The sequence below is a fragment of the Nostoc sp. DedQUE07 genome (assembly GCF_034530975.2).
Lineage (GTDB): Bacteria > Cyanobacteriota > Cyanobacteriia > Cyanobacteriales > Nostocaceae > Nostoc.
Genome location: NZ_JAVRCC020000004.1, coordinates 178,822 through 199,924 on the forward strand (window position 1 = coordinate 178,822; position 21,103 = coordinate 199,924).

Here is a 21,103-nt window from a genome sequence, read left to right on the forward strand (position 1 = left end):
GAAGCTTTATTTCTTCGCCAGTCCCTTAAGCTCTTTTTTCAACTCTCTTGGGTTAAAGTATTCGTGAGAATGATATCGATAACTACTAGATTCATTTTTATCAATGACTCCATTGACTACTAAACCTAGAACGTTGTAATTGGATCTCTCTAATATCTCTTGAGCAGCATTAGCACTGTTGGAATCAATTACTCCGGGTCGGGCTACTAACAAAATACCATCAGTCATTTGGCTTAAAGTCAAAGCATCGGCTGCCAAAAGCAGTGGAGGAGCATCAATAATTACAAAATCATACTTGTACTGGGATGAGAAACTATCAATGAGTGATGCCATCCGTTTTGAGTCAAGCAAAGCAAGTGGGTTGGGAGGCCTAACTCCAGCAGTTAAAACATCAAGGTTGTCCATTACCTTAGATACGGCAATGTTAAATTCAGCCTGACCTACGAGAACCTCACTTAAACCAACTTCATTGGTTAATTGCCAGAGATGATGTTGAGAAGGAACTCGCATATCTGCATCTATTAATAAAACTTGACGTCCTAGTTGAGCGATCGCTGCTGCCAAATTAGCTGAAACTGTAGACTTGCCTTCTTTAGGAATTGCACTAGTTATCACAATGGTTTTAAGCAATTTATCTGAACTTAAGAATTTCAGATTTGCTTGAATCATTCGGTACATTTCACTCGTTAAAGAGTGGGGAGTATCTCTGACGGCAACTGTTTGAGACGTTGATTCTGCATTTGAATCACGGGAACGAAGCTTTTTAACAGACAAAGGAACAATTCCTAGCAAAGTATATCCAAATACATCTCTAATTTCTTTAAGTGTTTTTAGAGATCTATCTCTCATCGCGAGAAAAAGTACAGTTGTGGTAGCAAAAAACAAACCGAACATGACTCCTAGCACCAAAACAATTATTTTTTTGGTTAATGTAGGATCTTCAGGCACTAAAGCCTGAGCAATAATTCGGGAACTAGGGGTATTTGTATTTTCAACTAACTGTAATTCTTGAACCTTTTTCAATAGAGTTTGATAGGTCGATTCTGCAACTTCAACTTTCCGTTCTAACTCCCGCTGGTTTTGAGCCAACTGGGGTATGAGTTTCACCCGCTGTTCATAGCTGGCACGAGAATTATATAGTGACGAGAGTCTTTGAGTTAAGCCAAAACGTTGTATTTCTGATTGCAGAAAGTTTTGTATCAAGCTTTGTCTGAGTTCTCCAATCTGCAATAGGCTCTGGGGAACTTGTGTTTGATTGCCAACAGTCTGACCAACTTGCTGTTGTAGGAGAGATTTTAAATTCGCTTTTTTTGCTTCTAGGTTAATAATTACTGGGTTATCATCTAGAAAACGGCTGCGCTCAACCGCTAACTGCCGATCGGTCTCTTGGAGTTGTGTAAGAATTCCCTGTACTGCTGGTGACTGACTGAGGGCACTCACAGCGATCGCTTCTTGAGAATTTAGCTCTACTTTCTGCCGTAGTTGATTGGTTTGGGCATTTACCTCATCCAGTTGAGCCTTGACAGTATTCATCTCATTGTCTAGATTTCCAATAGTCGCAACAGCTGACCTTGTTTCCTCTGATAAATCTGCAATCTGATGCTTTTGTTTAAATATACGTAGCGCTACTTCTGCATTATTAACAGCAGCTTGAGTTGTAGGAAGTTGCTTGGCCATAAACTGACGAGTCGCTCCTGCCTCAGAGCGATTTGTCAGAATATCATTTTCTAAATAAAACCTCATAATTGTGTTGACTACTGCTGCTGCTTCTTCAGGATTGTGACTTTTATAAGTAATACGCAATACATCTGTCCCACCAACAATTTTTAGGTTCAGGGCTTTTAGTAGTGCTTTCACCTCCAAAGGTTCACCTTCGTTGTCTTTTAGTTGTAGTTTGTCTATTGTCCGTTGTAATAAAGCTGGGGAAGAAATAACTTCTATCTGACTGCTTATGGGATTTTGAGTTGCTACCAATGGTTTCAAATCTCCTGCTTCTCCTCCTTCAGAGGTATCAGGGTAAAGATTATTGCCTGCTACTTTAAAACTGGGAATCCTGAATAACAGTTTTCCTTCTGCTTCATAGTCTGGCTTCAGAAATTGTGTAGATATGGCACTCAGAATAACTGTCGCCACAAATATACTGAAAGCAGGCAACCACCAGCGTTTCAATATCAATAAGTAACGATTAAGGTCTAAATCAATAGATTCTCTAGATTCCATAGATTTTTCTGACATAAATCTTCCAAAGTACAGGTCTTAAGCAAGAAACTCAAAATTGACTTATAACAGTCACAAACCAGTGCAATTGACAATACTGATTATGTATAATTTTACAATATAAAACATAGTATAGACGAATACGGTTCAGTTAAAGCTTAACTCTTTATCGAAATCCTTTTTTTAACGAACCGCCAAAGGCGCAAATAAAAGAAGCAAGAAGTGCTTAAATGAAATGTATTGTAGTATATATTTAAGTTAAAAATTTAGTCCCCATTGAGTGAAATGTGTAACGGTGGTGTGTACCTTTATTGAGCAAAACCTTTGTTAATTTTGGAATTTCAGATGAGTTAACTACGTCCTAACTATAACGACCTTCCCATAAATCAACCCTTTAGTAACAGGAGGTTAAATTAAATTTTTTTTGCATTAGCCATCAACCACTAATATTCATTCACATTTATTTCTGGATTATCAAAGACTTGATTTTTGGCTTGGATATTATACGGCTAGATTCCTTGTCAGATCAACTATCTTAGCCAAAGCCAAAATTTCAAAGTCAAGTAAAAAATCCGTTCTTTAGTCATTTTGTAATTTTGACCATAAACATCTACTCATTAGTCAACTCATTTACTACTCAATATAGTAATTCTGAAAGTTAAAGTAGCTACCTACTTTGCCAAACTTTATCGTAAGCATCTAACAGTTTTGGAGCTTGATATTGCCATTCAAGAATTTCCTCCATTCTACGTCGGCCCTCGGCTCCGATCTTTTGTCTACGTTCAGGAGAATCTAGAAGTTCCAAAATTTTCTCGGCAAATTCTACCTCGTCATTAGGTTTGGCATAAAGAGATGCTTCTTGTGCAGAACGTCTTCCCTCTCGCAAATCAAACTGGACAATTGCTTTTCCCATTGCCATGTATTCAAGGATTTTATTCATAGTGCAGTTTTCGTTATAAGCAGATGTTGGAGAAGGTTCTACACACACGTCGCAGCTGGAAAGCCGCTCTAAAAGTTCTTCACCTTGCTTAAACCCTGTAAATTCTACAAAATCATTCACTTCTAACTCTTTGGATAAGTCCTTGAGCTTTTCTGCCATAGGACCACTACCAATTAGCATAAAGTGAATATCAGAGCGATTTTTTTTGTGGACAATGTAATATACCATTCTTAAGAGATAATCGATACCTTCTGGTTCTCCCATGACACCCATGTAACCTATCAAGTAGTTTCTACCTCTGCGGTAATTGGGGTTTGGAGGCATTCGGCGAAAGCGCGAAAGATCCGGCGCACTACGAACTACAAATACTTTCTCTGGTTTCTTTTGCCCACGCTTAAGAGCTACTTCTCGGTGTGACTCGTTCGTTGAAATTACCATATCTGCTGTGGCATAGGTTAAGCGTTCAGCCCAGCGTAATCCATAATAAAAAATATCGCGCCGACGATACTTAGCTTCATACATTTCTGGACTGAGATCGTGATGATCGAAGATAATAGATATACCATGAAATAATTTAAACCATGCTGCTACCAAGAAAAGTAAATCGGGCGGATTACAAATATGTATGACATCAAAACCACGCTCTCGCCATACCCTTTGAGCTAGACGGAATTGCCAGTTAATCGCCCAACTGTACTCTCGGAGATAGCCAATGACAGAACTTTCTTCCGGTGGTAGAGGGTGACGGTAAATGTGAATCTGCTCAATAATTTCGTAATCTTTTTCAAAGCCATTACCCGTAGGTGAAATTACACTAACTTCATACCCAGCTTTTTGCAAAGTAGTTGCTTCCATCCATACCCGTCTATCAAAGGGAACTGGGAGATTTTCAACAATAATTAATACTTTTTTCGGTGATGCCATAATAATTTCAATTTTTAATTAGTTTAGTCAGTAATTATTCACTTACTCGGAAAAATGCTTGAAACCCTGAATTTATAGGTATAGCCAGGGTAAATGTGAAAGGCTACTTTAGTAAAACACTCAGTCGTCAAGTCTAAAATATACCTTATTTATGGAACTTATATTCATAACTTGGCGAAACTGGATTAAATAATAAATATGCATATACACATCATGACAGCTATCAGTTTTGCTGTTATTAGCTGGTTACAATTATATTGATTAATCATCTGATTTTTAGATTTTGACTGAGAGAGATGCCGCCACATAGAGTATCCAAGTCAAACTATTTGATTCCATTAAGTTAGACTCAGTGAGGCTAGATAAAAGTATATATGTCATGTGTATAAGTGGCCAAATATCAAATGCTGTTTTGCTACTACGCACCCAAGCAAATCCTTGCAGATAATTGCGCCAAAATCCAAAAAAGAAGACTCCTAAGCCCAAAAGACCCAAATCTAGGCAAAGAGCGAGATATCCATTGTGGGGGTGGCTTGGCGTCCATGCAGCTGCAAGCCAAATATCGGCAGATTCGCCATTCCATCCTTGCCAGAATCCACCATAACCGTAACCAAGCCAAGGATGTTTCCAAATCTTATCAATTACTAATGGCCACAACTCTGTTCGACCCGTCAGCGTCGCATCTTTACCAATTGCATTGAACAGGACATTCGCGTTACTAGACAACCAAAAATATAAGCTTTGGCCGATAGTAGCTATCATTATTAGGGTTGGTACCATGAACTGGTAAGACCAACGCCAAATTTGAAAACCAAAAAATGTCAATATTATGATTAATAGGTTAACTAAAGATGAACCGGAAGCAGAAAGCCGTAAGAGTATTATTGACAAGCCAAATCCTGCCCAGAAAAGCCAATTACGTCTTTGAGTTTGATAACCAAGTATAAAAAAAGTCATACTACTTGTTACCATTCTTGCTCCCAGACCGTTTTTGTGCGTGAATACTCCACGCCACTTTGAGCCATCCAAATCGCTCTGTATTCCGTATTTAGGCAAAGCTATGGCAAAAACAAAACTGAGTACTATAATAATTGCAAAGTTCCAAGCAAGTAAATGTAACTGCTGTTTTAAGTTATATCGTGAAGCAAAATATAGTCCAAATAAACTGGAATTAATCAGGGAAAAACTATTTTTTAATGTTGTTGATGGTTCAAAAGACCAAATAATAGAAACAGCTGACAATAAAATTAAAGAATAAAGCCAAAAGTCTTTCCTAAGGAAATAAAGAGTTTTCTTCCAACGCAAAATTAGTAGTACTAAGGTAACTAAGTAGATTAAAGAATAAATAATCCGAATCACAGAGCTATCATATTCTACTAAATCAGTCTGCCCTGCTCCTCCTGACAGTACAACAACAAAAATTGCCCCTGAATACATCAGCAAGCTCAAAATTGTGAATACCTGTTCAGCAAAAATTAGTATTTTTTTCATAATAAATTAACTAATATTTATTTTGCATATTCAGTTCTTTATAATAAACTTGAGCTGTTTGAGCGGCAATATTTGACCAATTTAAATCTTCCTGACAGCGAGCTAATGCCGCAGCTTGCATACGTTGTTGCAAATCGCGATCGCTTAACAAATAAATAATGGCATCAGCTAAAGATTGAACATCACAAGGTGGAACTAACAACCCATCTTTTTTATGCTGAATTATCTCACTTAATCCCCCTACTTCAGAGGCTACAACCAAGGTTCCCATCCCATAAGATAAAGCTGCCACTCCACTTTGAGAGGCTTCTATGTATGGTAGAACTGTTATCGTACTGCGTTGAAATAGATTACTTACTTCTTCAAGGGGGATAAAGTCATTGATAATTTCGTAGTGTTTCTCATCATAACCATTAGGGAAATATTGTTTGATATTTTCTCCCCGTCCAGCGATAATCAGTTTGACTTCAGGTATACGTTCAGCAATTAAAGGCATAGCCTGAAGTAAATATTTCAATCCTTTGTATGGCCAGATCCGGCCAAAAAATAGTAACGTATTTGGATCGCGAGTCTGACTATATTTCTTACCCCGACGCTGATACAAACTACCAAGTTCCCCATGTGGTAAAACATTGACTCGCTCTTGAGGTATACGAAATTGTTCAATTAGAATCTTTTTTAGTTGATGAGTATGAACAATCAATTGTTGGGAACGATAGAAGGCAATACGCCTAGTATACTCTGAACCGAATACAGCCATGCTATCTCCTGGGTGACGGAATATGTCGTGGATAGTTGTCACCAATGGCGGCATTTTGTTGAGTAACAAAGTCCAATCATACCAAGGATCGTTAGTTTCTTGCACATGCAAGATATCCGGCTGTATGTCTTTGATAATACGCATCATCGCGTACATCGACAATAGGTTGCGTGGATCGCGAATCCGTGGTTTTTTAAAGCTAATTACGCGGATGTTGGGATCGAGAACATTGCTACAGACATTTGAAACTTTTTCCGGGTGAATTAGCGTTAAATCAACATATTTAACCAGACTGTTTGCTAATTCAATAGTGTAATCTTCAAAGCTAAAATGTAATAAAGCAACTTTAATCATAATTACAATTATATCCTCCCTCTTAAATTCTTTATTTCATCAGTTTTTATATTTTTTTATTTATGAGTTAATAATAATTTATTTGAGACTAATTACATTACTGCGATCTTAACAATTTCAACCATAAAAACCGAAACCCTCCAAATGCACGAATACCTAAATAAGTTACAAATAAAGTATAAACACAAGTTGCAATAATTAAAGTTAATATAAAGTTTAAACTAAGTTTTTGTAAAAATATTAATATAGGTAGCATTACAATAGTTATTATTAATGGTCGGCGCACAATTCGCCATAAATTTAATGAAAATAGACGAGTATAGGTGAAATAAATATACTGGCTAAAACCAGAAATAGTCATCAATAATACCATTAAAGCTGCACCTAGTAACTGATAGCGCGAAACTAATACCACACCTCCTAAGCTCCCTAATGTACTGGTAATAACTACTTCACGTAGGTTCACTATCTCGAAACCATTGGCTACAAGTAAATAAGTCAGTGAGCGGGTAAACGGCAAAAAAATAAGTGATGCAGCGCTGATCGTAAGAGCTATATTTGCTTCAGCAAAGCTAGCATTATAGAGAAAAACTAATAAATCTTTGCCAAACAATAAGATCCCAAGAAACAAGGGCAATGCGATGATTAGTAGGATTTCGATAAGATTTTCAGCTATCTGCCTCTGCTTTTCCCTTCCTTGCTCTACTGCTTTTGAAAGCCTTGGAAATATTGCTAAACTCATACTGTTAGCAATAATCAAAAACGGTTGTAATAATTGTGTTATTCCGCCAAATAAACCTACTAAAAACTCGTTTCCTAATAATGAAAGGATCAGTATTTGAATTCTGCCAATTACTACAGCTATTGCTTCAATAGCAAAAAATGTGCGCGCATTTGTGATTGTATTCAAGACAAAATTTCTATCGATTTGCCATTTTATTTTTACTAACCGAGCGATAAAAATCCATTCAATTACTAAAATTAGTGTTTCAGAAAAAACTAGGATCGCCCCTAAATATTCAATTCCATATTTTAGTTGCATCGCCCAAATCATGATTATTAGGCGTAAAATATAAACTGGCACTGTAGCGATCGCAATCAGATGCATCTTTTCTTTCGCTTGAAAAATTGCCTCTGTGATATTAGAAAGCGCAAAGGGGATGATCGTTAAACCCATTATGTAACAAACAGTCGAGGTTTTAGTACTGTAGGGAAGTAAAAATACTACAATCACCAATGCTCCATAACTGAAAAAACTAAATATTAGCTGTAAGCAAGTACCACTCATTAAATAGACTGATGTTTTTTGGGGTTCACGAGCTAGTTCTCTAGTGAACAATGTTTTTAGCCCTTGTGAAGCAATGCCTACAAAAATAAAATAGTAGCTATATGCTAGTAGATACTGCCCTAAAGCCTCAGCTCCTAGAGTACGAGCAATCGAAGCGGTTAACACAAAGGCTGTAACACTTTGTACTAACCGATTGAGTATCATTGAGAAGGAATTACTTATGAATTTGTACTTTTCTACCATTCTTATAATTCTTAATTCAGCTTAATTCTTTCATTTTGAGTCATCATGATTTTTTCGGATATATCCTGCTAGATTTTTTAGAACATCCTCTCTGTAATGTAAAAAAATCTAAATTGAATCCGCCACAAATTAAACTGAAAACTGCAATAATTTTATTGATTTATACGAAAAGTAAATTCTCTAATCATAGCTGCCCAGCTAGAGATTTTTTATTTTAGTAAGCACCATCTTTTTGCAAAACCACCATAACTGTTTTAAGAAGAATTTCAAAGTCTAACCTTAGTGACCAATTTTCGATATAGCTAATATCGAGATGAATCACTTGTTCAAAATCTAAAATGTTTGAGCGACCTGAGACTTGCCAAAGACCCGTAATACCAGGTAAAATTTCATGTCGAATAAAATGATGTTCGGCAAACTTTTCAACATCTCTGGTAGGTAAAGGGCGAGGTCCCACTATACTCATTTCTCCAAGGATAACGTTAAAAAGTTGAGGTAATTCGTCTAAACTGTAACGACGGAGAAATTTTCCAACACGGGTAATGCGAGGATCATCTTTAATTTTAAAGATAATCCCATCTTTTGTTTCATTTAATGCTTCTAATTCTTTTTGTAACTTTTCCGCATCAGACCTCATTGTTCTGAATTTCCATACTTTAAACTGTTGACCATGTAGACCTATACGCGTTTGTTTGTAGAATACTGTGCCTGGAGAGTCAAGTTTTATAGCTATAGCTATAGCTATATAAATGGGGAATAAGAACATTACAAATAAAGTTGCAAAACAAAAATCACAGCTACGCTTTATCCAAAAATCTTTACCTGTAATTATCGGACAATCCAAACTTAAACAAGGCATTCCTCCTATTTTGTTGAATTGTACGTTTTTGTAAATTGGTTTTAATTCCATCGGTAAAATATGTACTTGTATCCCAGATGCTTGAAACAACCAGCACAAAAACATTCTATTTTTTAGTGCATCCCAAGATATAAAAACTTCTGTCACTCCTAGTTGATTAAGCTGAGTCAATGTTTGCTGACGCTGATATCTGTCTAGTGAATTGGCATTCGCAGTTCCAGATATAATGTAATGCTTTTCTTTTTTTATAAAACTCTCTATCTGCTCGTGATCCTGAGGATCGCAAATAATGAAAACAGAAGAACGAACTATTTTTTTTTGTTTGCGTAGATATTCAAGAGTAATATTTACAGCATATCTACCAGTACAAACAAAAAATACACTTAGCAACCAAGGTAATAATATTAATTTTGGACGTGTTATATCAATAACTGGTTTATACAAAAAACTAACTAATAGTATTAATCCATGAGCAAAAGTTAGCGATTTGATAATATTGAAATAGTCATAACGTTTTTGACCTTCTCTATAAATTCCTTCGATAGCTAGCGATCCTATTTGAATCCCAATAGCTGTTAAAATAGGTAAATAATGGCTCGGTATATACCAACTAAAGTGTCCATCAGTAGATTGATATGCTGCTAAAACCCAAGCTAAAAATAAAAGAGTACAGTCTACTAAGAATAATGTTGTTAATCTTAACCACCACGAACCCTTACGTACTGTGACAAACGTCGATGCACGTAAATCCAAAGGTGCTTCACTGAATTTATTTGTTGTAATGCTTTGATTACTCATGAGTAGGAACACTTGGTGTAGGTAAAATTTGATAGGAGCTTAAAAATACAAGACAATTTAGCTATTTCACTATTTTTATTTACAAATAAACCTGGAATTTTTAGTCTTAGTCTTAATCATTTTCTTTAGAGTAACTTTAAGTTCTCGATCAAAAACATTTTCCAGGTCGGTTTGAGTGCTGTTTTACTAACGAGATATTTAGGTTTGATTGCAGTATATAATCACATTTTAGTCTGTACAAATTTAATGAAAAAAAAAGGATTTGTTGACTAATTTAGATTATTAGTAATTAAACAAAACTGCGGATGTTAAGAATCAAGCAAGTAGGCAAACATAAAAATAAAATATTATAATTTTCCAGGTTACTAATACATCAGATCGATCGTGGATATCGCAGATATCTTGGAGAGTTTCACTTCTTTGTTCGAGGTATAGAATTATTGATATAACCTCAGAAATCACTCTAGCATATTTATTTAGACTAATTCAGCTTTGAATATAAAGTTGTCTTATTCTATCTGTTGTTCTTACGCAGAATTACTGATTAAAAATCATATTACATAATTTATAACAAAATGCATTAAAAGTTTGATTTTTGTAATGAAACTTTACATACTGACTTAAGTCAGTTTCATAGATATTTCTAAATGAAGTCTTAAAAGGGCAGCAACCTTAAGATGAGACTGTAGTTTAGAGTAGAAGACTGATGTTACAAACTTAATTGAGTTTTATGAGGTTGGCTAAATTATCCAAAAAAATAAGATTATGACTTTACATTAAATTTATATAATTAGAGATAAAATGAAGATTTTGTAAAAACTATCTTTCATCAAGTAGATTTTACTGAGATAGGATAATGTACCTTTATAATTACGTGTAAGTGTTTGTATTTATTCGATAAAACAGAAATTTGATTTTTGGGATTAAACTGCAATAATTTCGAGTTTCATTTCAATCAATAAGACACAGGGTAAAAGTATGGTGACTAGTAAATTAGATATAGTAGATCGATTGGGCAGGTTTTTAAACAATAAAAAATGGCGTTTGCTGACAAATTTGCGTCTAAACAATTTAAAAGTTAATAAGATTTTACGATCAACAAATGATTCGGAAATAGGCAAAGTCCAAATAGAAATAAACAATTTATATTTTTCTGAAAAAGATTATAGGGATTTTATAAATTCGGATGTATTAAGTAAATATAATCAGCTTGATTACATCCATTCTAAGCCACTTGAATATCTGACGACAATGAGTCTATTAGATTTGAAAGAAGGTGATGAAATACTAGATGCCGCTGGTGGTGAGAAAGCTGAATATATAAAGGCTTTAATGGCAGTTTCGGAGTTCAAATTGAATGCTTACTGTCAAGACTCCTTATTGGACGGAAAAGTCACAGATGGAATTAAGTACATTGGTGGCTCTATTGATGCGATCCCTCTCCCAGATGAATCTTTAGATGGAATTAGCTGTCATCATTCTTTTGAGCATTTTCAAGATGATTTGGATATTAAGTTTATTAAAGAGGCAGTACGTTTATTGAAAGTGGGCAGAAAACTTGTCATTGCACCGCTATTTTTAACTAACGAATATGCAGAAATCTGGAACAATAAACGGATTCAGAAGCCCAATGTTGACAAAGCAATTACAATTTTTGACAATACTGCAAGCTTTGCTGGATGGGGTGCATATGAAGGCTTTGCTAGAACTTATAGTCCTGATGCATTTAAAACAAGAATTGTTGAAAATTTACCGAGCAACTGCTATGCAAAAATCTACAAAGTTATTGTAGATGGGAAACCTGTGCCAGACCTCCAAAAAAATTATCATCAACCTCTGCTCAATGCTGAAATGAAGGCACTGGTAATAGTCAAAAACTAAAGAGCAAGCAACTTTTTAGTTTGATAAGTGTTATAGCTGTTTGCAATTCTTTGGAGTTCAAATAATTAGTAGGGGTGCACAAGATGTCTGTGTGCTCCTAGCGTCTGTATCATTTAATATTGCTGTATATCAGTTCTATGATAACTAATAGTATTCTGCTTATTTTCTAGAGATTGGAAACTATATTTGCTCATATCTTTTTTAGTCATAAACCTTTAATTATTTATGCCCACTGGAACTTAATATATAAAATGCAGATAAATAGTCAGACATCAGAAGAATATAAGCAAAAGATTACCTTAAATACCTTAACTAACATTATCGACACTCAAGTTTTACAGGAATTAAATGATACCCAAGTAGTTTATCATCAGTATCTGTGCATTCATCAAATGTTCGAGATGCAAGTAGAGCGATCGCCCCAAGCCATTGCAGTAATATGCGAAAATACACAATTTACTTATCAACAGTTAAACCAGCGGGCGAATCAACTAGCGCACTACCTACGTTCTTTAGGCGTTGGACCGGAAGTACTTGTGGGTATATGCCTGGAGCGCTCCTTAGAGATGATTATAGGACTACTGGGCATTCTCAAAGCTGGAGGCGCTTATGTGCCTTTAGATCCAGCATATCCCTCAGAACGTTTAGCTTTTATTTTGCAAGACACCCAGACACCAGTATTGTTAACCCAAGAAAAATTAGTTAAGAACTTACCACCGCATCAGGCACAAGTGGTTTGTCTGGACTTAGACTGGCAAGGGAATATTCAAAACAGTCAAGAAAATCCTGTAAATAGAACTACAGCTGATAACCTCATTTACGTAATCTACACATCTGGTTCTACAGGACAGCCCAAGGGTGTGATGATTTCTCACCGTAGTATCTGTAATCAACTCCACTGGAAGCAAACAACTTTTGGATTAACTCACACAGACAAAGTTTTACTAACTATTTCTTTTAGCTTCGACCCCTCAGTGTGGCAGATATTCTGGTCATTGTGCTTTGGGGGTCAATTGTTCATGGCTCGCCCTGGTGGACATCAAGATATAGCCTATCTTGTGAAAGTGATTACTGAGCAGCAAATCACAGTTCTGGCTTTAGTACCTTCCGTACTGCGTGTCTTATTAGAAGAGAAAGGAATTGAAAATTGCCGATTCATCAGACACATTACCTGCGGTGGTGAAGCTTTACCTGGCGAACTCATAGAACGCTTCTTTGCCCAACTGAATTTGGACAATGTTTTACATAATTGTTACGGTCCGACAGAAGCTTCTATTGATACCACTTTCTGGAGTTGCCGACGAGACACTAATTATGCTAATGCACCCATTGGTCGTCCGATTACCAATGCAGAGATTCACATCCTCGATGACAATTTGCAGCCAGTGCCTATTGGTGAATCAGGTGAACTGCACATTGGCGGTATTGGTCTAGCGCGAGGTTATCTTAACCGTCCAGAATTGACCATAGAGAAGTTTATTTTTGACCCCTTTAGCTCTGAACCTGGGGCACGCCTTTACAAAACTGGGGACTTAGCACGTTATTTGAGCGATGGTAATATCGAGTTCCTTGGTCGGATTGACCACCAAGTGAAAATACGTGGCTTCCGAATTGAATTAGGAGAAATTGAAGCCATACTAGCTCAACATCCAGCACTGACGCAGACTTTAGTCATAGCCAGAGAGGATGCGCCTGGAGACAAGCGACTCATAGCATATATTGTTGCCAGTCCAGAGCAAATTCCTAGTCAAGCTGAATTGCGTTGCTTTTTGGAAGCTCGGTTGCCAGAATACATGGTGCCTGCTTTCTTTGTCTTTTTGGACACCCTACCATTAAATCCCAACGGTAAAATAGACCGCCGCGCCTTACCTGCACCGGATACATCTTATATTAGGCTGTCAAATAACTTTGTTCCACCTCAGAATTCGACAGAAGAAGTCTTAGCTGGCATTTGGGCGAAAGTTTTGTGTCTGGAACAAGTAGGCATCCACGACAATTTTTTTGAATTGGGAGGGCATTCACTCCTGGCTACTCAAGTGATGTCTAGAGTTCGTCAAGCTTTTCAAATAGAAATAGCGTTGCAACTCTTATTTGAGAATCCCACGATCGCTACTTTAGCTCAAGCAATCGCCCAAAACCAAACTCCAAAAAACGACCCCCAAAATCAGACCATTCCTCAAATAGCCAATCGGCAATCAGCCCCTCTATCCTTTGCCCAGCAGCGAGTCTGGTTTTTGGAGCAGTTGGAACCCAACAGCCGAGCGTATATTGTCTCCAATGCACAACGCTTAACGGGCAAGTTAAACCTGAGTATATTACAACAGTCACTGGATGCGATCGTTGTCCATCATCAGGCATTGCGAACCAACTTTATTACATCACCTGATGGTAGCCCGATACAAGTAATTGGTACGCCTCGGCCAGTGGAACTTAAAATCATTCAGGTAACAAAGGAGCAAGTAGAATTGCTCCTAAATCAAGAGGTGCAACGCCCCTTCAACTTAGAATATGACTTGATGCTGCGTGCTACTTTGCTCCAAGTAGACGAGCAGGAGCATATACTCTTGTTAATGATGCATCACATCGCTTCAGATGGTTGGTCAATTGGTATTCTTTGGCAGCAGTTAATAGCGCTTTATGAAGCCTTTTTGAGTAGTAAGCCTTCTCCATTAGCAAAATTGCCCATTCAGTATGCGGATTTTGCTGTGTGGCAGCACCAATGGCTATCAGGTGAAGTACTTTCTAAGCAAATTAACTATTGGAAAACCCAATTAGCAGGTGCTAATACTGTACTGGAATTGCCTACCGACCAACCACGGCCACCAGTGCAAACTTACCAAGGAGCAGCCCAATCTCTGATGCTACCGCAGACTTTGAGTGCATCACTCACAGAACTCTCGCATCAGGAGGGTGTCACTCTATTTATGACATTGCTGGCAGCTTTTGGGACAATACTGCACCGCTACACTGGGCAAGAAGACATTCTTATCGGTTCTCCTATTGCCGGACGTAATCGTTCTGAGATTGAAGAGTTAATTGGATTTTTTATTAACACCGTTGTTTTACGGACTGATTTTGCCGACAACCCCAGTTTTCGTTTAGTGCTAAATCGAGTTCGCCAGATGGCATTAGCTGCTTATGCCCATCAAGATATGCCCTTCGAGAAACTGGTAGAAGAACTGCAACCAGAGCGAGATACCAGTCGCAACCCACTGTTTCAAGTGTGGTTTAATATGCTCAACTTAAGGGACATCCAACTAGAACTACCTGGAGTGGCTATCGAACCAGTCTCGATCCTAGAAACAGCTTCTAAGTTCGACTTAACTCTTTACGTTACAGAACAAAATCAAGGAATCCAACTTGATTTAGTTTACAACACCGCTCTGTTTACTTCCGAGCGGATGATGGAAATGCTTCATCAATTCCATCACTTGCTAAATCAAATTGTTGCTGCTCCAGAGAGGAAAATTAGTTTATATTCTCTGGTGACACCAAAAGCGCAACTTTTGCTGCCAGAACCAAGGGCGGTTTTACCAGAACCACAGTATGAATTGACGACAACAATGTTTACCTCTTGGGTAAACCGTACCCCAGAACATTCATCACTTCGTCAAGGAATTCGCACTTGGAATTATGGGGAGTTGGGCAAAACCGCTCAAACCTTAGCACAGGTTTTGTTATCTCATGGAGTAGAGCGGGGAGATGTTGTAGCCGTATATGGTACACGCAGCTTTGGGCTAATTGCCAGTATGCTTGGTGTACTCTTGAGTGGTGGTGTGCTACTCACCCTCGATCCGAAACTTCCTAGCCAACGCCAGCGCCTGATGCTACAGGAAGCTAAAGCTAAATACATATTATATATTGATGGTCAGCGTCCAGAAGACGAAAATATAGGGGAGTCTTTAACTAACATCTGTGTTAACCGAGACACAGGAGAAGCTATAAATTCCCAAAAGAGGATTGAAACCGTAAATCTACCTGAAATTGCTGACGACGATGCAGCTTATATTTTCTTTACTTCCGGCACTACTGGTGTGCCCAAAGGGGTGCTGGGGTGTCATAAAGGGTTGGCGCATTTTCTCAACTGGCAGCGACAGACCTTTGAAATTAATCAGCAAGACCGCATTGCCCAATTAACTGGTCTTTCTTTTGATGTCGTTCTTAGAGATATCTTTTTACCTTTAACTAGTGGTGCAACCCTATGCTTGCCAGAAGAAGAGGATAACCTAGAACCAACGAGAATTCTGCGTTATTTGGAAAATGAGCAAATTTCTGTACTGCATACAGTTCCTTCGCTGGCGCAATTATGGTTAGCGAATGTGCCGTCAGGAGTTTCTTTACGTAACTTACGCTGGTTATTCTTGGCTGGAGAACCTCTGAAAGAAACCCTTGTAGTTCGCTGGCGGGATGCTTTTCCTGAATCAGGTGAAATTGTTAATCTCTATGGCCCGACAGAGACAACTTTGGCAAAATGTTATTATCGAGTACCTGTTGACTGTAGTCTTGGTGTACAGCCAGTAGGATTACCGTTGCCTCAAACTCAAGCACTGGTTTTCACACCAAATCACCAACCATGCGGTATCGGTGAACCGGGCGAGATTGTAATCCGAACTCCATTCCGCAGTTTAGGCTACATCAATGCCCAGCAAGAAAACCGTTCTCGGTTTGTCAAGAATCCTTTTCGGAACGATCGCCACGATTGGCTTTATTATACAGGCGATCGCGGATGCTATCGTCCAGATGGCTCTCTAGAAATTCTCGGTCGCCGAGATCATCAAGTCAAGATCCGGGGGATACGCATTGAACCAGGGGAAATTGAAACGGTGTTAGCCCAACACCCAGATGTACTCCAGACTGTAGTAATTGCTCGTGAAGATGTTCGCGGCGAGAGATGTTTGGTGGCTTACATTATACCGAATCAAGACTCAGCAATTGCAATTACTGCTATCCGTGGCTTCCTGTCGACAAAATTGCCACAGTACATGCTACCTTCAGCTTTTGTCGTGCTGGACACCATGCCCTTAACTCCCAATGGCAAGGTAGACCGTCGCGCTTTACCAGCACCAGACTTATCAAGGCAAGAGTCAGAAGCGAGCTTTGTTGCTCCCCGTAACCAACTGGAACGCCAGTTAACCCAGATTTGGGAACAAATTTTAGGCGTCCAACCGATTGGTGTTAAGGATAACTTCTTCGAGCTAGGAGGACATTCTATCCTAGCAGTAAAACTGTTTTGGCAAATTGAAAAGACATTTAATAAAAACCTGCCTCTTGCTATTCTTTTCCAGTCAGGGACTGTAGAAGCTCTAGCCAAAATAATCTGTCAAGAAGAAGATTTAACAACAAACTCGGTTTTAGTAAATACCTTAAATCAGTCAAAATCTAGCTGGTCATCCTTAGTAGAAATTCAACCCAACGGCTCCAAGCCACCTTTTTTCTGTATTCACGGGCTGGGTGGAGAAGTCTTATGTTTCCGTGAATTGGCATTACATCTGGGAACAGAACAACCATTTTACGGATTGCAACCACGAGGGCTAGATGAAAAATACCCTCTCCATACCCGCATTGAAGATATGGCAGCGCACTACATTCAAGAAATTCAAACCCTTCAACCTCATGGCCCTTATTTTCTCGGAGGTTATTCCTTTGGGGGTACAGTTGCCTTCGAGATGGCTCGGCAACTCTATGAGCAAGGCGAACAAATTGGCATTTTAGTTATGCTTGATAGTTGTCGTCCAGGTTATAGCTGGCAAGCGCCATTTCTCAAGCGAGTTTTTTTGCATTTAAATAATATTGTTCAACAAGGGCCTAACTATGTTTGGAAAAAGGTTGTGAGATGGAGTTATTGGCGTAAGCGAGAACTGCAAAATACATATAACCGTTACTTGGAAGACGTACTTCATGTACCTGAAACTGACAAGCATTTAAAGGTTATAGATACTAACACTCAAGCCCTTAGTGACTATATTTTTTCACCTTACCTTGGTCGAGCTGTTCTTTTGCGGACAGAGGATCAAAATCGGGACGAAGCTATAGGCATAGAATACGATCCTCAATTCGGCTGGGACGAGGTAGTAGTTGGAGGATTAGATATTCATTACCTTCCCGGATCTCACCTTGACATACTTAAAGAACCCCATGTACAAGTATTAGCTGAAAAATTGAGAAATTGCTTAACTCAGGCGCAGTCTCAGATTGCAAAAAATTAATTTGAACTTTTCCGTTAGTTCACCTTCGCACAACTCAGGACTGCTGGGTTGTTTTGCCATTTCATGGTCTAAACTTGAAATAATAATAGAAAAATGCTTGCTAGTGGTAACTAGAGTGAGATAATTATTCTGTGGAACTGGAATATTGGTAAAAATCCAATAACCAAAAGACCTGACCGATTTAAGAATGCGATGAATATTGCTAGTGTCACAGATTGAACAGAGGGAATGATTGTGGCACTAATAGCTGGAATGACGATCGTTGTTAGATTTTAAGTTGGCAAGCAATCCACAATCCACTGATGCTATATAGAAGATTTGGGCGCACAGAATTACAGATGCCAGTGTTTTCCTGCGGTGGCATGAGATATCAGTTCAAATGGGAGGATGTTCCCAATCATGAAATTCCTGCTGATAACCAGGCAAACTTAGAAGCGACTATTAGAAGGGCAGTCGAGGTTGGGATTAATCATATTGAAACTGCCCGTGGTTATGGCACTTCTGAAATGCAATTGGGGAGAATATTGCCCAAGTTTCCCCGCGAAAAGTTGATTGTTCAGACAAAAATCAATCCAAAGGCAGATGCGAAAGAATTTCGGGAGACATTTGAACAATCCTTGAAAAATCTTCAGCTAGATTATGTTGACCTTTTAGGGTTGCACGGCATTAATCATCCTGAGTCGTTAGATGAAAGCATCCGTCCTGGCGGCTGTTTGGAAGTAGCACAGCAGTTGCGAGCAGAGGGAAAAGTTAGATTTATTGGCTTTTCCACACATGGCTCGACAGATATGATTGTGCAGACAATTAATACCAATCAATTTGATTACGTAAACCTGCACTGGTACTACATTAATCAATGGAATTGGGCGGCAATCGAAGCAGCTAAACGCCACGATATGGGGGTATTTATTATTAGCCCATCTAATAAAGGAGGTTTGTTGTATGAGCCTCCACAAAAATTAGTAAATCTTTGTGCCCCGTTGAGTCCAATGGTGTTTAATGATTTGTTTTGTTTGAGCCATCAAGAGGTACATACCCTGAGCTTGGGAGCAGCAAAACCACAAGATTTTGATGAACATCTGAAGACTTTAGAATTATTAGATCGAGCATCAGAAATTTTGCCGCCACTTTTAGCAAGATTGGAAGAAGAAGCGATCGCAACTTTGGGAGAAGATTGGGTAAAATCCTGGGAAACAAATCTACCAACCTTTGACGAAACCCCTGGTGAGGTAAATATTCGGGTGATTTTGTGGCTGCGGAATTTAGCGATCGCCTACGATTTAGTAGACTACGCTAAAATGCGCTATAACCTGCTTGGCAATGGCGGTCACTGGTTCCCCGGCAACAAAGCCGATCGGCTAGATGAATTAGATTTAGGGAAATCTCTTACCCGTAATCCCTACGCCGATAAAATCCCCCAACTCCTGAAACAAGCTCATCAGATGTTGGCGGGTGAAGAGGTCAAACGTTTATCTCGCACTTGATAAATCGCGTAAATCGGGCATGGGTTATGGCGTATGGTAAATAGTAAACGATAATTATCAATGCCCAATGCCCAATGCCCAATGCCCAATCCTAATCAGATTTTTTCGTATCTGCTGATTTAACTGCCTTCGGTACGACTAGCACCTTATCAACGCGATTACCATCCATATCCATTACTTCAATTCGCATACTTTGCCATTCAAAATGATCTGCTGCGGCAGGAATACGACCTAAATGGGTAATCACAAAACCGCCTAATGTTTGATAACTACCGCGTTCCTCAGATTCCCACTCTTCCATCCCAAAAAGTTCCAAAAACTCCTCTACAGGCAACATCCCATCCAAAAGCCACGAACCATCTTCGCGTTGTACAGCTTGTGGTTGATCCTGCCCATCCGTTGAAGGAACGTCACCTACGATTTCACTCATGATGTCGTTGAGAGTGACTAATCCTTGAATTACGCCGTATTCATCCACTACCAGCGCCATGTGAGTGATAGTTTGCTTGAACAATTCCAAAACTTTCAAGCCACGGGTGCTTTCTGGCACAAATACAGGCTGTCGCAATCCGATGGTTAAGTCTAGTGGTTCCCCTCGGAAACTCCTGGCTAATAAGTCGGTGACAGGGATAACACCCAGCACATTGTCGAGTCCTCCCTGACAAACTGGATACCGAGAATAAGCACTATCAACCATTTTTAGGCGATTTTCTTCGGCAGAGTCGTCTAAGTCTAGCCAAACAATATCAGGACGAGGTGTCATTAAGTAACTAACAGGGCGATCGCCTAAACGAAAGACTCGCTCTACCATATCCTGTTCAGCTTCCTCAAAGGTTCCCGCCTCTGTGCCTTGCTCGATTAAGATTTTAATTTCTTCTTCGGTGACTTGCGGCTCAGTAGAAGCTGTAATTCCTAGCACTCGCAGGATCAAATCTGTAGAAGCACTTAATAGATATACCATTGGCGAAGCGATCGCCGATAAGGCACGCATTGGAATAGCTACAGTCGATGCAATTCTTTCTGGGTTGTTTAATGCCAGACGCTTTGGTACTAATTCACCAACAATCAGTGACAAATAAGTAATGATTAAAACCACTATTCCAAAAGATATCGGTTCGCTATAAGGTGCTAACAAAGGTACAAGTCGCACATAGACTGCCAGCCGATTGGCAATTGTTGCTCCTCCAAAAGCACCAGTTAGGATACCGATCAGGGAAATACCCACTTGAACAGTTGACAGGAAATGATTTGGAGACTCCGCTAATTTCAATGCTGCCATTGCCTTGACATCTCCTTGATTGGCAAGCTGTTGTAACCTTACTTTCCGTGCCGAGACAATCGCCATCTCAGACATAGAAAACACGCCATTGGCAATAATTAGCACCAAAATGATTAAAATTTCAAAAGTGATGGAGGACATGTTTAAAATTGCCGCTTATCAGAGCAAACGTAGCTCAATCCTTAGTATCTAGTATTAAAGGTGCTTCGATAAATACTTTGACTATACACAAAGTAGTAGTTATAGTTCTTAAATTTATTAGTCACTGTGCATTATTCTTCCACCTAAAGAATAAGAAAGCTGTTAACACTTTTAAAATAGTTGACATAAACTGCCTCAAGATTTGCTGATCCACAAAGACTCCCATCGCTAGTAGTAC

Annotated in this window: 10 protein-coding genes; 3 read left to right on the plus strand and 7 right to left on the minus strand. The window is 38.7% G+C overall.

The annotated features are described in order from the left end of the window. Window positions 1-6 precede the first annotated feature (6 nt). From RMZ95_RS05025 to RMZ95_RS05050, 6 genes are all read right to left on the minus strand, one after another. Window positions 7-2,235, minus strand: coding sequence for a polysaccharide biosynthesis tyrosine autokinase (locus RMZ95_RS05025; RefSeq protein WP_322671726.1), 2,229 nt, complete (start codon window positions 2,233-2,235; stop codon window positions 7-9). A 649-nt stretch (window positions 2,236-2,884) separates the two neighbouring features. Further along, window positions 2,885-4,081, minus strand: a complete 1,197-nt coding sequence (locus RMZ95_RS05030; RefSeq protein ID WP_322685415.1) for a glycosyltransferase family 4 protein — start codon at window positions 4,079-4,081, stop codon at window positions 2,885-2,887. A gap of 276 nt (window positions 4,082-4,357) precedes the next feature. After that, window positions 4,358-5,572 carry an O-antigen ligase family protein gene (locus RMZ95_RS05035; RefSeq protein ID WP_322685414.1) on the minus strand — a complete coding sequence of 405 codons (1,215 nt, stop codon included), beginning with the start codon at window positions 5,570-5,572 and terminating at the stop codon, window positions 4,358-4,360. 10 nt (window positions 5,573-5,582) lie between these two features. After that, window positions 5,583-6,686 carry a glycosyltransferase family 4 protein gene (locus RMZ95_RS05040; RefSeq protein ID WP_322685413.1) on the minus strand — a complete coding sequence of 368 codons (1,104 nt, stop codon included), beginning with the start codon at window positions 6,684-6,686 and terminating at the stop codon, window positions 5,583-5,585. 97 nt (window positions 6,687-6,783) lie between these two features. Beyond that, window positions 6,784-8,217: an oligosaccharide flippase family protein gene (locus RMZ95_RS05045; protein WP_322685412.1), complete on the minus strand. Its 1,434-nt coding sequence runs from the start codon at window positions 8,215-8,217 to the stop codon at window positions 6,784-6,786. 214 nt (window positions 8,218-8,431) lie between these two features. Beyond that, window positions 8,432-9,874, minus strand: coding sequence for a sugar transferase (locus RMZ95_RS05050; RefSeq protein ID WP_322685411.1), 1,443 nt, complete (start codon window positions 9,872-9,874; stop codon window positions 8,432-8,434). A gap of 978 nt (window positions 9,875-10,852) precedes the next feature. On the opposite strand from RMZ95_RS05050, the gene RMZ95_RS05055 reads away from it, so the two are divergent. The 3 genes from RMZ95_RS05055 to RMZ95_RS05065 all read left to right on the plus strand — a co-directional run bounded on the left by RMZ95_RS05055 (window position 10,853) and on the right by RMZ95_RS05065 (window position 19,445). Then, window positions 10,853-11,755, plus strand: a complete 903-nt coding sequence (locus tag RMZ95_RS05055; protein ID WP_322685410.1) for a methyltransferase domain-containing protein — start codon at window positions 10,853-10,855, stop codon at window positions 11,753-11,755. Between the two features lie 251 nt (window positions 11,756-12,006). After that, window positions 12,007-17,961, plus strand: coding sequence for a non-ribosomal peptide synthetase (locus RMZ95_RS05060; protein WP_322685409.1), 5,955 nt, complete (start codon window positions 12,007-12,009; stop codon window positions 17,959-17,961). Between the two features lie 302 nt (window positions 17,962-18,263). Continuing rightward, the gene (locus RMZ95_RS05065) at window positions 18,264-19,445 is read left to right on the plus strand and encodes an aldo/keto reductase (RefSeq protein WP_322685408.1); all 1,182 of its coding nucleotides are present in this window, start codon (window positions 18,264-18,266) and stop codon (window positions 19,443-19,445) included. A 91-nt stretch (window positions 19,446-19,536) separates the two neighbouring features. Here RMZ95_RS05065 and RMZ95_RS05070 read toward each other — a convergent pair whose 3' ends face one another. Next, the gene (locus RMZ95_RS05070) at window positions 19,537-20,865 is read right to left on the minus strand and encodes a hemolysin family protein (protein WP_322671717.1); all 1,329 of its coding nucleotides are present in this window, start codon (window positions 20,863-20,865) and stop codon (window positions 19,537-19,539) included. Window positions 20,866-21,103: the final 238 nt, after the last annotated feature.

Excerpts from the sequence above, each read along its gene's own strand:
- RMZ95_RS05025 (WP_322671726.1), bottom strand. The coding sequence starts at position 2,235 with ATGTCAGAAAAATCTATGGAATCTAGAGAATCTATTGATTTAGACCTT.
- RMZ95_RS05030 (WP_322685415.1), bottom strand. The coding sequence starts at position 4,081 with ATGGCATCACCGAAAAAAGTATTAATTATTGTTGAAAATCTCCCAGTT.
- RMZ95_RS05035 (WP_322685414.1), bottom strand. The coding sequence starts at position 5,572 with ATGAAAAAAATACTAATTTTTGCTGAACAGGTATTCACAATTTTGAGC.
- RMZ95_RS05040 (WP_322685413.1), bottom strand. The coding sequence starts at position 6,686 with ATGATTAAAGTTGCTTTATTACATTTTAGCTTTGAAGATTACACTATT.
- RMZ95_RS05045 (WP_322685412.1), bottom strand. The coding sequence starts at position 8,217 with ATGGTAGAAAAGTACAAATTCATAAGTAATTCCTTCTCAATGATACTC.
- RMZ95_RS05050 (WP_322685411.1), bottom strand. The coding sequence starts at position 9,874 with ATGAGTAATCAAAGCATTACAACAAATAAATTCAGTGAAGCACCTTTG.
- RMZ95_RS05055 (WP_322685410.1), top strand. The coding sequence starts at position 10,853 with ATGGTGACTAGTAAATTAGATATAGTAGATCGATTGGGCAGGTTTTTA.
- RMZ95_RS05060 (WP_322685409.1), top strand. The coding sequence starts at position 12,007 with ATGCAGATAAATAGTCAGACATCAGAAGAATATAAGCAAAAGATTACC.
- RMZ95_RS05065 (WP_322685408.1), top strand. The coding sequence starts at position 18,264 with ATGCTATATAGAAGATTTGGGCGCACAGAATTACAGATGCCAGTGTTT.
- RMZ95_RS05070 (WP_322671717.1), bottom strand. The coding sequence starts at position 20,865 with ATGTCCTCCATCACTTTTGAAATTTTAATCATTTTGGTGCTAATTATT.